Raw genomic sequence first — 12,765 nt, 5'->3', positions numbered from 1 at the left:
AAACCCTAGATCACCTTGAACAATCAAGGGATCTAGGGTTTTTTTGACCTCTCTTTGGAGAGTCATGAAATTAACGAGAGTAGAACTCAACGATTAGTTGTTCGCTGATTTCAGGCGCTAATTCAGAACGCTCTGGAAGACGAGTGAAAGTTCCTTCAAGCTTTTCAGCATCGAAAGTAAGGTATTCAGGAACGAAGCTGTTAACTTCAACTGATTCTTTCACAACTGCAAGGTTTTGAGATTTCTCACGAAGAGCAATCGTTTGACCTGGTTTCACAGAGAAAGATGGGATGTCTACACGGCTTCCATCAACAAGGATGTGACCATGGTTGACTAGCTGACGAGCTTGGCGGCGAGTACGAGCAAGGCCAAGACGGTATACTAGGTTGTCAAGGCGAGTTTCAAGAAGGATCATGAAGTTTTCACCTTGTTTACCAGGAAGTTTATCAGCTTTGTCAAATAGTGTACGGAATTGACGTTCGTTGACACCGTACATGTGACGAAGCTTTTGCTTCTCTTGTAATTGTAAACCATATTCAGATAGTTTTTTGCGTTGTCCTGGACCATGTGGGCCTGGAGCGTAAGGGCGTTTTTCAAGTTCCTTACCTGTTCCGCTTAATGAAATGCCTAAACGGCGGGAAATCTTCCAACTTGGACCTGTATAGCGAGCCATAATGTGACTCCTCCTTATTTGTTTTTATTTGTGAAAAATAAAAACCGTCTGTTCTTTGTCTTTTCCGTCATTATGTTTTCATGCATCCTCGCTCCAGCAGCAGGGAGTTACAAGATGCACCTTCATATAGAAGGAACAAAATGATACAAAAAAGCCGAACAAAAAGGCTGCCATATTTCACACAAATTCTATTATATGACGCTGGATAGGAGAAGTCAACCTATTTAAAGGGCAATGGCGATGCTTTGCGTCTGCGAAGAAAACAAAAAAGCAGACAATATGCCTGCTTTTTTGTAAGATTACGCATTTGTAGAGGCGGATAATGCCTTTTGGAGTACCTCGGTAAATTGAATTAAGTAGGTTTCATCTACTTCACTGAAACGGTCTTTCACGGGACTGTCAATGTCGAGCACCCCAATGATCTCTCCATTTACCTTGAGCGGAACGACAATTTCAGATTGTGATGCTGCATCACATGCAATATGTCCAGGGAATGCGTGCACATCAGCGATACGCTGGACTTCACCTGTTGCAAATGCAGTACCGCAAACGCCTTTTCCAGATGGGATACGCACACATGCAGGCAGTCCGTTAAACGGTCCGAGCACAAGCTCGCCGCCTTTAGCCAAATAAAATCCTGCCCAATTGACCTCTGGGAGTGAATGATACAATAGCGCCGCCGCATTTGCTAGGTTGGCAATTAGATCAGGCTCGCCATCTGTAATGGCTTCGACCTGTTTAACGAGCAATTGATAGTCTTTTGATGGATCGCCAGACTGTTTTTCGACATGAAACATGAAAATCTCCTACTTTCTATCTCAAAAATACATAACTTGCGTTTCGCATGTGGGATTTGTCGAGCAAATATAAAAGGAACTTCCGCCTTCATCTTGAAGTATGTACACATGAAGAGGGGTGAGCGGATGAAAGCATCAACAACCGTGCAAACAAAAGACCGTATTATTGAAGCTGCCATCAGACTTTTTAACCAAAAAGGATTTTCTGGAACCTCTGTCCGTGAGATTGCGAAGGAAGCAAACGTCAACGTTGCCCACATTTCTTATTACTTTCAAGGAAAAGGAGGGCTGCTTGAGCAGCTCGTATCCGATTTTTATGAAGGCTATATTCACATGATTGAATCACATATCCATCACATGGAAACTCGTCATGCAAAAGAATGCTTACTACATGTGGTTTTTGATATTTTATCTTATCAGCACAAGCACCGTCAATTAACCCGTTTCGTTTATCGAGAGGTGACGATTGATTCGACGCTCATTAGAGAAATTATGTCGACCTATTTAACGAAAGAAAAATATTTGTTTCAGCTCATCATTGAAAAAGGAAAAAGCACCCATGTGATTTGTGAGCAGCTCTCCATCTCATCTTTTATGATTCAGCTGAAATCACTACTCATGATGCCCTATTTACAGCCGCAATATTTAACGGAGGTGCTTTATTTAAATCCAAATGAGCCTTATTTCTATCAAATGTATTTTAAGGAACTGAGCCGCTCGCTTCATCATTTACTAGAACCAAAAAAGCCGGCATTAGATTCTCATTTAAAACTCATGATGTCTTCGAATTGATCATAAGCATATCCGAGATCTTCCGCTTGATGGGCATCAGACCCAAAAATGAGCGGAATTTTTTTCTGTTTTGCAAGATCAATCATCCATTGATCTAAATAGATACTTCTGGCATATGTTTTACGAAGACCTGATGTATTAAAATCTAAGGACATGCCTTTTTTTTCCGTTTCTTCAAGACAAAGGGTGACCTTTTGACAAAGTGCAGGTGTCATCTCAAATGGGAAAAGCTGTTTAAATTTCTGCACAAGGGTGATATGACCGATTCTATTTGGCTTATAGCGACCTAAAGATGATAGAATAGAAGAGTAAATTTGGTCATAGTAGCTTTGATAGACCTGTTCGATGCTGCCGTAGAGGCTTATTAGCTGCTGGAAGGCATGCTCGTCAAAATCAAGGCAAATATAATCATCGCAAGCAGGAAGAAAGTGAACAGATAAAATGCTATCGTCTAGTTCTGGACCATAGCAGTCTAAAAAGGCACTTGTTTCCTCTTCATACTCTTTGATATAGTCAACCTCAAGCCCAGTTTTTACTATTAATTGGCCTTTATATTCCTGTTTCAACTGATCCAATTTCGTTATATACGATTCAAGTTCTTGGAGCTTCATGGCACTATCCTGCTCTGGTGTTGGATCATGGAACGATGGAGGCAGAGGGGCATGCTCGGTAAAGGTTATGGAATCAAATCCCTTTTTGATGGCTTTTTCAATATAAGAATGAAAAGAATCAAGCGAGCCGTGCGGGCAAAACGGTGTATGTAGATGTGCATCTTGCTTCAGCATGTCGTCACCTCTTGTCGATATTTTGAAAAACGTCATGTTTATCAGCGAAAATAATGAAAAATCATGACCAAAAATGCTGGTTACATGGTATCATAATAACAATGAAAACGACAGCTTCCGCATACATAAAAGCAGGTCACATGAAGACGTGTGATCAAATGATAGAAAGCACTCAAATACTTTCTTGAAAAACATACATACAACCGTGAATGGATGGTATTGGAAAATATACGATCCTGTTTATAAAAAAACAAATGCAAAGCGGACACGAAAGGGTTCTCAGGTCTACTCGGGACACTTTTACCCTGACATCACTTAGATCACAACAAGGGGGCTCATTATGGAGTTTATCATCGGTTTAATTGTCATTTTGCTTGCTTTGTTTTCAGTCGGTTATTTCCTCAGAAAAAATATATATAAAGAGATTGACCGATTGGAAGCATGGAAAATTGAAATTTTGAACAGATCAATTGTAGAAGAAATTTCAAAAATCAAACACTTAAAAATGACCGGAGAAACAGAGCAATTTTTTGAAAGATGGCGTGCAGAGTGGGACGATATCGTCACAGCCCATCTTCCAAAGGTAGAGGAGCTATTATATGACGCAGAAGAGTATTCTGATAAATATCGATTCTCCAAAGCCAAGCAGGTTCTAACGCATATTGAGGACTTGCTGAGTGCTGCTGATTCGAACATTGAAGACATTTTAAAAGAAATTGCAGACCTTGTCACAAGCGAGGAGCAAAATCGCAAGGACATTGAAAAGGTCAAAGAGCAATATCAAACGGTTCGAAAAAATCTACTTGCGTACAGCCATTTATATGGCACCCTTTATGACAAAATGGAGCAGGACTTAGATGAGGCCTGGGAAGGGATCAAGCAGTACGAGGAAGAAACAGAAAACGGAAACTACATGAAAGCAAGAAAGATTTTGCTTGAGCAAGACCGCAGACTCGACCAGCTTCAACTATATATCAATGATGTACCAAAGCTTATTGCAGACTGCAAACAAACCGTACCAGGTCAGCTGACGAAGCTGAAAGACGGATATCAAGAAATGTCAGAAAAAGGCTACAAGCTGGAGCACATTCAGATCACGAAAGAGCTGGAGACTTTAAACAAACAGCTTGCGAGGGCGGAAAAATTGCTCATTGATGAACTCAATTTAGAAGAGGCATCAAGCATTCTGCAAATGATTGATGATGCGATTGAGACGCTGTATGATCAGCTGGAGGCGGAAGTAGAGGCAGGTCAGGAAATCAAAAGCAGAATGCCTGAGCTCACAGAAGCATTCGAAAAGCTCGAGCAAGATCACACACAAACAAAGGCAGAAACGGCTCTTGTGAAAGAAAGCTACAAGCTGACAGCAGGAGAACTCGATCAACAGAAAGCATTTGAAAAACGTTTAGAAGAAATTGAAAAGCTGATGAAACAAATCCGTGAGAAGCTTGATCGTGATCACGTGGCATATTCATTATTAATGGATGAAATCAATCAGCTGGAGACCTTTATCGAAGATGCAAAAGCATTGCATGACACATTTAAAGGTCATCTCCAATCGTTAAGAAAAGAAGAATTACAAGCGAGAGAAACACTGGCTGAGCTCAAAACCATGCTGACAGATACAGTACGCCAGCTGCATAAAAGCAATATTCCAGGTGTACCTGCTGAGATGAAAGAGCGGGCTGAAAAAGCGCAGGAGATGATTCATCAAGTGCATGAGCAGCTGGAAAACCTGCCGCTCAACATGCCGGCAGTAAATCAGCAATTAAAAGATGCCTCTGACACAGTCAGAAATGTTGTGGATGAGACAGAAGAAATGCTTGGTAAAGTGGATCAAATTGAACGAATCATTCAATACGGCAATCGTTTTAGAAGTCAAAACCATATTCTTTCAGAACAATTAAAAGAGGCTGAACGAAGATTTTACGCCTATGATTACAACGGATCATTTGATATAGCAGCAGCGGCTGTTGAAAAAGCATCACCCGGAGCTGTTCAAAAGCTGTTAGCTCAGCAAAAAAAAGAGTATCAGCATCAATAAAAAAGCTGAAGTCCTATCAGTGGACTTCAGCTTTTTTTATATTATGACGCTTGTTTTTGACGCTCTTCTGAAGCAGAAGAAGTGAAAAGAGAGATTACAAATCCGATCACGATCCCAAGTATTGCAGGGACAATCCAGCCTATGCCAAGGTCATATAAAGGTAGTATTGATTGGAAGAAGTCTTTTATTGGATCGATTGGAAGTTTCGCAGCTGCTAAGCCGTCAAATAAGCTGACGCAGCCTGTTAAAATTAAAGAGAGAGCATATACAGGTCTTCTATGTCCAAGCCACTTATCAGCAAGTGACAAAACAATGATCACAATCGCTAGCGGATAAATCGCAGTTAAAACTGGTACAGAGAAAGCGATAATATGAGCAAGTCCAAAATTCGAAATGATAAAACTGAATAATGTCACGAGTGTAACGACCATTTTATACGAAAGTTTAGGTAGTAACTTCGAGAAATACTCTCCGCATGATGTAACGAGGCCGATACTTGTTGTTAAACAAGCAACCGTAATCGCAGCACCCAACACAATATTTCCTAAACTGCCAAATAGGAATTGAGAAGACTGAGCCAAGATTTTACTGCCATCTCCAACAAAACCAATGGCGTGTGTACTTGAAGCGCCTAAATAAGCAAGAGATAGATAAACAAATGTTAATCCGCAAGCTGCAATCAGACCCGCTTTGATACAAGCAGATGTCAGTGCCTTTTTACTTGTCACACCGCGTCCTTTAATGGCGTTGATGACAACAACCCCAAACACAATAGAAGCAAGAGCATCCATTGTTTTATAGCCCTCTAAAAATCCTTTGAAAAATGACCCGTTGCTATAGGATACATCAGGTGTGCCAATGACGCCCATCGGCGTTAAAATGGCTTTGACAATAATAAGAAGAATAATCGTAAATTTAATCGGTGTTAACACTTTCCCTACACGATCTACAATCTTCGTTGGATTTAGAGCAAGATAATACGTAATACCAAAAAAGACAAGTGTGAATAAAAGAAGTGAGAGCCAAGCTGGTACACCTGCTAAAAAGGGTAATGCACCAATTTCATATGAAACCGTTCCTGTACGAGGAATAGCGAAAAGTGGCCCAATAGATAAATATAAAATGACGGTAAACGCTGTTCCAAAAGCTGGGTGAGCTTTATCAGCTAATCCTTTCGCATCTCGACCTGTCAAAGCGATTGCAATAATCCCTAGAAGAGGTAAACCGACACCTGTTAATAAAAATCCGCCCATTGCTTTCCATACATTTGTGCCAGCATATTGCCCAAGCTCTGGTGGATAAATCATATTTCCGGCGCCGAAGAATAGAGCAAATAACATAAAACCGATAATAACTGTATCTTTCGTCGACAATGTTGCCTTCATTGAATATAAAGCCTCCAATATTATGTTGAAATATTCTGTTAATTAGTTGCTAAAACCGTTCTTCATTAACATTCACTAATTATAAAGGATGTGCATCTGATGTCAACATGTGTTTTCGTACAAAAATCATGAATTTTTCTATTTTAGTATATGGAGGACAATAAAAAAACATCCCCTTCATCTTTGGAAGGGGATGTTTGAAGCATGATTATGATGCGAGCTGTTTAGGCGGGCTAGTAAACATAGAGATGAGTACGCCAATACCTGCGCCGATAATTGCTGGTACGACCCATCCAATGCCTAAATCGTAAAATGGAATGAATGCGTCTAAGAAGGCAGGCAAACCACCGAGATTGAATTTGGCAGCCAGTAAGCCGTCAATAATGGCAAAAAACCCAGTGAAAATCAGGGGTACTGCATAAATCACTCGTCTACCGTTAATCCAGCGGTCAAGGAATGACAATAAAATAATGACAATTGCCAGTGGATATATCGCTACGAGTACAGGGACCGATAGAGAGATGATTTGTGCCAGTCCAAGGTTTGCAACCAATGTGCTAAATAAAGAAACAATGAGTACGACTGTGCGATAAGAAAGTGCTGGGAAAAGCTTTGAAAAATATTCGCCGCATGATGAGACAAGCCCAACACTAGTTGTGAGACAAGCAAATAAAATGGCTACACCAAGGACAATGTTACCAGCAGAACCAAATAAAAAGCTTGCTGATAGTGAAAGCAGTTTGCCGCCTTCATTTGCCCCAACCATTCCGGTTGTATCAGGACTTGAAGCACCGACATAAGCAAGCGAGATATACACTAGTGCTAGTCCAGCTGCTGCAACAAGGCCAGCTTTTATACAGGCCGCCGCAAGAGATTTGCGCTCTGTGATGCCTCTTTCTTTAACAGCTGTCACAACAACGATTCCAAATACGAGAGAAGCGAGAGCATCCATTGTTTTATAGCCCTCTAAAAACCCAGTGAAGAGAGGGTTTGCTTTATAAGTCGCATCAGGCGCACCGATTATTCCCATCGGTGTAGCTATGGCTTTAAATACAATAATTGCAATGACCGTTAATAAGATAGGTGTCAACACTTTGCCGATTCGATCAACAAGCTTTGAAGGGTTCAAAGCGAGCAGATACGTAATCGTGAAAAACACAAGGGTGAATAAGAAAAGCGGTACCCATGAAGAGATTTGTGTTTCAGACAGAAACGGTGCTAATCCAATCTCGTAAGAAACCGTACCTGTTCGCGGGATAGCAAAAAATGGTCCTATGGATAAATACAGAATGACAGTGAAAATGGTTCCAAATATAGGATGGGCTTTATCCGCAAGGCCTTTTGCACCGGTACCTGTAAGGGCGATAGCAATAACTCCTAGAAGCGGAAGACCAACTCCTGTGAGTAAAAATCCACCGATAGCAAGCCAAACATTCTCACCTGCATATTGTCCAAGGACAGGCGGGAAAATCATATTTCCTGCGCCAAAGAATAATGCAAAAAGCATTAAACCAATGGCTAATGTCTCTTTTATACTTAAACTATTTTTCAAAATAGTTCCTCCTTATCCAATGTAATGTGCTAAATTTAAATATTCTGACAATTTAGGTGTTTATGTGCCAATTGCACTATGCATGATATAGTGAAAATGAAAAGTTGTCAACTGCCATTTTCAGAAAATTCTCTGTCTGACTTCATTATGGTAACATATAAATGCATTTATTTTTAAAGCTTTTTGTAAGGAGTCCAAGTATGATTTATCTCGATAATAGTGCAACAACAAAACCGTACCCTGAGGTTTTACAAGTATATCAGCAAGTGAGTGAACGTTTTTTTGGGAATCCGTCTTCGCTACATCAGCTCGGAATTGATGCGAGTCGCTTGCTAAGTGAAACGAGAAAACAAATCCTTCACTATACAGGTTTGAAACAATATGAGGTTATTTTTACTTCTGGTGCAACAGAAGCAAATAACATCGCCATTAAAGGAGCAGCTCTCGCCAAAATGAATCGGGGGAAACATATTGTGACAACAGCAATTGAACACCCCTCTGTCATCGAATCGTTTGAACAACTGAAGGCTTTATTTGGTTTTGACATCTCCTATATTCAAGTAAATGAGCATGGCCATGCAGATATGAACCATTTAAAAGAAGTGCTTCGCCCTGATACAGTGCTTGTCAGCATGATGCACGTCAATAACGAAACGGGTGCCATCCAGCCGATTGAAGAAGCTGCTGGCATGATTCGTGAGCATGCTGAAAATGCCCTATTTCATGTCGACGGGGTGCAGGGAATGTGCAGAGTAGCACTTGATAAACAACTGGATGTGGATCTTTTAACGATATCTGGCCATAAAATTCATGGCTTAAAAGGCACAGGAGCGCTCTTTTTAAAGAAAGGTGTAGTGCTCGCACCTTTTATCACAGGAGGAGAGCAGGAATTAGGCCTACGTTCAGGTACCGAAAACCCTGCTGGTGCTGTCAGCTTAGCAAAAGCCATGAAACATTCATTCGAACTGCTGAAAATACATCATGATGAAATGCTAAACTTAAAAACGCAGCTGCAAAAGCAGCTTGGAGAAATAGAAGGTATTGTCATCAGCACACCGCTGACGCAAAGTGCGCCGCATATTGTGAATTTTTCAGTGCCAGGTATTCAAATCGAGGTCCTTCTTCATATGCTTGAAAAAGAAGGCATGTATGTTTCGACAACCTCTGCCTGCTCAGCCAAGAAAAAGGAGCCAAGCCATGTTCTCCTAGCGATGGGGAAACCGGAAGAAGTGGCAAAAAGCAGTATGAGAATCAGTTTGACGTATGGACAAGGACCAGAACTAGCGCCGCAAATCATCACATCGATCGCACAAAGTGTGAAAAAATTAAAAGGAATGAGATAACAACATGAAATATGATCATATTTTAGTCCGTTTTGGTGAAATTTCAACAAAAGGAAAAAATAGAAAGAAATTTATTGAAAAACTAAGGCAGCATATCCGGTTTGTATTGAAAGACTTTGAAGCATTAAAGTATGCATCTGACAGAGACCGCATCACGATCATGCTGAACGGGGAAGACCCTGAACCGATTTCAGAACAGCTTAAAGGTGTATTTGGCATTCAGAGCTTTAGTCTGGCAGTGAAATGTGAGACAAACCTCGATGCCATCAAAGAAGCGGCACTCACAGCGGTACAGGAAGTATATGAACAAGGAGATACATTTAAGGTCTCAACGAAACGCTCTTATAAGCAATTTGAACTTGATTCAAATGAAATGAACCGGGAAATTGGCGGACATGTGCTGAAGAATACGGAAAACTTAACGGTCAATGTCAAACAGCCGGATGTGCATTTGCGCATTGAAATAAGAGAACATGCGACATATATTACATTTAAAGATGTCAAAGGTGCAGGCGGACTGCCAGTTGGTTCAAGCGGAAGAGCGATGCTCATGCTTTCAGGCGGCTTTGACAGCCCAGTTGCCGGCTATCAGGCCATGAAACGCGGAATTCAAATTGAAGCTGTACATTTCTTTAGTCCCCCATATACAAGTGAACGTGCCAAGCAAAAGGTCATTGATCTTGCAGAATGTTTAGCGGCATATGGAGGCGAAGTGAAGCTGCACATTGTTCCTTTCACCAAAATTCAAGAGCTGATTCACAAACAAGTACCTGAAAACTATACGATGACATCAACAAGAAGAATGATGCTGAAAATAGCAGATAAAATAAGAGCGAAGCGTGATGCACTTGCGATTATTACCGGTGAAAGCCTTGGCCAAGTCGCAAGCCAGACGCTTGAAAGCATGTATGCCATTAATCATGTCACAAATACGCCAATCATTCGCCCGCTGATTGCGGTTGATAAAAATGACATTATTGATGAAGCGAGACGAATTGGCACATATGATACAAGCATTCAGCCTTTTGAGGATTGCTGTACGATCTTTACGCCGCCGTCTCCTAAAACAAAACCAAAGCTTGAGAAAGTAGAACGCTACGAAAGCTTTGCTGATTTCGAGCCAATGCTTGATGAGGCAGTGGATCAAATCGAAACGATTATCGTCAAAAATGAGAAGAAAGCGGCTGACGAATTCGCTGATTTATTCTAAAATAAAAATTTCATAATAATTACCATAAAATCAATCGCATGAAGTCATGTGTTTCTACACATTCTATATTCACAAGGAGGTGAGAACACATGGCTCAACAAAACAGACAAAGCAGTTCTAACCAATTAGTCGTTCCAGGCGCTGCACAAGCGATCGACCAAATGAAGTATGAAATCGCTTCAGAATTTGGCGTAAACCTTGGACCAGAAACAACAGCTCGCGCTAACGGATCAGTTGGTGGAGAAATCACTAAACGTCTTGTATCTTACGCTCAACAACATATGGGTGGCGGATCTTTCTAAGACACACAATTGAAAAGCTATGGCTTATGAGCGGGATTATTCCCGCTCTTTTCTTTTTGTACATATTAATTGTTAGAATATTTTTAAAAAAGAGGACGAATGGCGAAAATTATGGCATAATACTAGGAGTAGGTCCTAATTCAAGCATTTTTCAGTTATGAATGTTAGAATAGGTAAATTGAAACATGAATGGTTTCATAGAAAGAGGCAAAAAGGAGCTGTACCATGAAAAGAGAAGACTTAATTGCACCAGAACAATATAACTTAGTCAGCGAGATTGAAGCATTCAGTCATAACCGCGAGAAAATGGCTCTGCACTGGCAGGACGGAAATGGCGGGGAAGCGCATGTGACTTATGCAGCTTTAGTGGAAGATGCCAATAAAATCGGACATGTGTTGTTAGATGCAGGCTTTAAAAAAGGCGATAAAATCATTGTGATGGTGCCGCGCATGCTAGAGGCATACAGCATTTATTTGGCTATTTTGAAAACAGGGATGGTCGTCATTCCTTGTTCAGAAATGCTGCGTGCAAAAGATTTAGATTACCGAATTGAACATGCAGAAGCAAAAGGAGCGATCGTTTACTCTTCATTCATTCAATCGTTCGATGGAACCAATCAGCCAAACGATTTTAAAACATTCTCAATCGGTGAAAACGATCATGGCTGGACAAACATTTCCGCGCAAAAGGAAGAGCAATCAAGCGAGCTGCAAATGGCTCCAACAACACGCACAGACATGGCGTTCTTATCCTATACATCAGGTACAACTGGTAACCCAAAAGGGGTTGTTCATACACATGGCTGGGCATATGCACATTTACGCACTGCTGCCAAAGCATGGCTCTCCATTAATGAAGGAGATAAAGTGTGGGCGACAGCAGGACCAGGCTGGCAAAAATGGGTGTGGAGCCCTCTCTTATCTGTGTTAGGAAGTGGCGCAGAAGGCTTTGTATACGGAGGGAAGTTCAATCCAAATACGTACTTAGAGCTACTTCAAAAAAATGAAATCAATGTCCTATGCTGTACGCCGACAGAATACCGATTTATGGCGAAAGTAGATGACTTGAGTCAATACGAGCTTCCAAAGCTGCATAGTGCCGTGTCTGCGGGAGAGCCGCTGAACCGTGAAGTCATTGATACATTCAAAAAGCATTTCGATATAGAAGTACGAGATGGCTATGGCCAAACAGAAAGCACACTGCTCGTAGGGGTGCTAAAAGGAATGGACATCAAGCCTGGTAGTATGGGCAAACCAACACCTGGTAACGAAGTCGAGATCATTGATGAAGACGGCAACGTATGCGTTCCTGGAGAAGTTGGTGACATTGCGGTTCATCTCGAAACGCCAGCGCTATTTAAGGAATACTACAAAGATGAAGAGCGTACAAAGGCGCAGCGCCGTGGGAATTACTTTATTACCGGTGACCGAGCGAAAAAAGATGAAGATGGATACTTCTGGTTTGAAAGCCGCAGAGATGATATCATCGTCAGCTCAGGCTATACCATTGGGCCGTTTGAAGTAGAAGATGCGCTGATTAAACACCCAGCAGTTAAAGAATGTGCGGTTGTGGCTAGTCCAGATGAAATCAGAGGATCCATCGTGAAGGCATATGTTGTCCTGCGTGATGAATCAGCACAAAGTGATAAGCTGATCAAAGAGCTGCAAACACATGTCAAAAACACAACAGCACCTTACAAATACCCAAGAGAAATTGAATTCATTGACGAACTGCCAAAAACACCGTCAGCGAAAATCCGTCGTGTCGAGCTGAGAGAAAGAGAGCTTGCACGTAAAGGATTATGATGAATAAACGAAAAGCGTTTGGATGAAAGCATCCAGCGCTTTTTTTATGGAAAATTAAATCTGCTGGAAGTGATTG

11 protein-coding genes are annotated in these 12,765 nt (G+C 41.2%); 6 read left to right on the top strand and 5 right to left on the bottom strand.

What is annotated here, in order from left to right:
* Positions 1-70 precede the first annotated feature (70 nt).
* Together rpsD and NST39_RS14045 are read right to left on the bottom strand one after the other, a co-directional pair.
* Entirely contained in the window at positions 71-673 is a 603-nt protein-coding gene (rpsD, locus tag NST39_RS14050; RefSeq protein WP_003216816.1) for a 30S ribosomal protein S4, read from the bottom strand.
* Positions 674-972: 299 nt separating this feature from the next.
* A complete protein-coding gene (locus tag NST39_RS14045; protein WP_066030548.1) occupies positions 973-1,470 on the bottom strand; it encodes a GAF domain-containing protein in 498 nt (165 codons plus the stop codon).
* Between the two features lie 126 nt (positions 1,471-1,596).
* Here NST39_RS14045 and refZ point away from each other — a divergent pair, with 126 nt between their 5' ends.
* A complete protein-coding gene (gene refZ / locus NST39_RS14040) occupies positions 1,597-2,262 on the top strand; it encodes a forespore capture DNA-binding protein RefZ (RefSeq protein ID WP_044139330.1) in 666 nt (221 codons plus the stop codon).
* Here the strand turns inward: refZ and hisJ are convergent.
* Positions 2,232-3,047, bottom strand: coding sequence for a histidinol-phosphatase HisJ (gene hisJ / locus NST39_RS14035; RefSeq protein WP_106066880.1), 816 nt, complete (start codon positions 3,045-3,047; stop codon positions 2,232-2,234). The genes refZ and hisJ overlap by 31 nt on opposite strands.
* 340 nt (positions 3,048-3,387) lie before the next feature.
* On the opposite strand from hisJ, the gene ezrA reads away from it, so the two are divergent.
* On the top strand, positions 3,388-5,091 hold the full coding sequence (gene ezrA / locus NST39_RS14030) for a septation ring formation regulator EzrA (RefSeq protein ID WP_341028902.1): 1,704 nt from the start codon (positions 3,388-3,390) through the stop codon (positions 5,089-5,091).
* Between the two features lie 41 nt (positions 5,092-5,132).
* Here the strand turns inward: ezrA and brnQ (NST39_RS14025) are convergent, their stop codons facing one another.
* Positions 5,133-6,476 carry a branched-chain amino acid transport system II carrier protein gene (gene brnQ / locus NST39_RS14025; RefSeq protein ID WP_065098606.1) on the bottom strand — a complete coding sequence of 448 codons (1,344 nt, stop codon included), beginning with the start codon at positions 6,474-6,476 and terminating at the stop codon, positions 5,133-5,135.
* A 208-nt stretch (positions 6,477-6,684) separates the two neighbouring features.
* Positions 6,685-8,028 carry a branched-chain amino acid transport system II carrier protein gene (gene brnQ / locus NST39_RS14020; protein WP_065098605.1) on the bottom strand — a complete coding sequence of 448 codons (1,344 nt, stop codon included), beginning with the start codon at positions 8,026-8,028 and terminating at the stop codon, positions 6,685-6,687.
* 200 nt (positions 8,029-8,228) lie between these two features.
* Between brnQ (NST39_RS14020) and NST39_RS14015 the strand changes: the two genes are divergently transcribed.
* The 4 genes from NST39_RS14015 (at position 8,229) to mbcS (ending at position 12,689) form a co-directional block, all read left to right on the top strand.
* A complete protein-coding gene (locus NST39_RS14015; protein WP_113767557.1) occupies positions 8,229-9,371 on the top strand; it encodes a cysteine desulfurase family protein in 1,143 nt (380 codons plus the stop codon).
* Positions 9,372-9,375: 4 nt separating this feature from the next.
* Positions 9,376-10,581 (top strand): tRNA uracil 4-sulfurtransferase ThiI, encoded by a 1,206-nt coding sequence (gene thiI / locus NST39_RS14010; RefSeq protein WP_341028899.1) that lies wholly within the window; start codon positions 9,376-9,378, stop codon positions 10,579-10,581.
* An 89-nt stretch (positions 10,582-10,670) separates the two neighbouring features.
* Entirely contained in the window at positions 10,671-10,883 is a 213-nt protein-coding gene (locus NST39_RS14005; RefSeq protein ID WP_003216385.1) for an alpha/beta-type small acid-soluble spore protein, read from the top strand.
* Positions 10,884-11,108: 225 nt separating this feature from the next.
* The gene (gene mbcS, locus NST39_RS14000) at positions 11,109-12,689 is read left to right on the top strand and encodes an acyl-CoA synthetase MbcS (RefSeq protein WP_341028897.1); all 1,581 of its coding nucleotides are present in this window, start codon (positions 11,109-11,111) and stop codon (positions 12,687-12,689) included.
* Positions 12,690-12,765: the final 76 nt, after the last annotated feature.

Origin of the sequence: Bacillus sp. FSL W8-0645 (assembly GCF_038007905.1) — a bacterium.
In the GTDB taxonomy this organism is placed as follows: domain Bacteria; phylum Bacillota; class Bacilli; order Bacillales; family Bacillaceae; genus Bacillus; species Bacillus pumilus.
Note: the sequence above shows the minus strand (reverse complement) of the source record. Positions and strands in the feature narration are given on the sequence as shown.